This window comes from Nocardia alni (genome assembly GCF_019038435.1).
In the GTDB taxonomy this organism is placed as follows: Bacteria; Actinomycetota; Actinomycetes; order Mycobacteriales; family Mycobacteriaceae; genus Nocardia; species Nocardia alni.
This window is the reverse complement of the sequence record NZ_JAGPOX010000398.1, coordinates 1-397: the sequence shown is the minus strand read 5'-3', so window position 1 is coordinate 397 and position 397 is coordinate 1. Positions and strand designations below refer to the sequence as shown.

At 70.5% G+C, this 397-nt stretch carries 1 protein-coding gene; it reads right to left on the bottom strand.

Annotation, left to right across the window (positions count from 1 at the left end; translation table 11 throughout):
* Window positions 1-397, bottom strand: a 397-nt coding sequence (locus JZ791_RS47525; protein WP_216904041.1) for a hypothetical protein, incomplete at both ends; no start/stop codon positions are given.

The following is a 397-nucleotide window of genomic DNA, read 5'->3' as shown; positions in this document are numbered from 1 at the left end:
TGCCGCGTGGCCGTGGCCTGCACCAGCGAGAGCAGCGAACTCAGCACCTGCAGAAGTTGCTGGAGCTGTTGCTGCTGCTGGCCCGTTCTGCCGTTCACGCCCGGCACTTCGCCGCGCGCGGCGGCCAGTAGGTTGCCCAGGCCGGAGATGCCGTCGGCGCCGGCCACGTCATGGGTTTCGATGGCGCGGTAGATGTCCGGGTGCTGGAGCATGAATCTGGCGGCATCCGCCACCGGACCCTGGCCCTGGCTCAGCTGGTAGAGGCGGTCGGGCGTCATCGGTGCGGTCGCAGGCGGGGCAGCGTTGCCGACCAGTTGCCGCGCACCCCCGGCCTCGGAGATCATGTAGTCGGCCAGGATGCGCGCGGCGCCCTGCGCGTCCAGCGGCTGCTTCGATG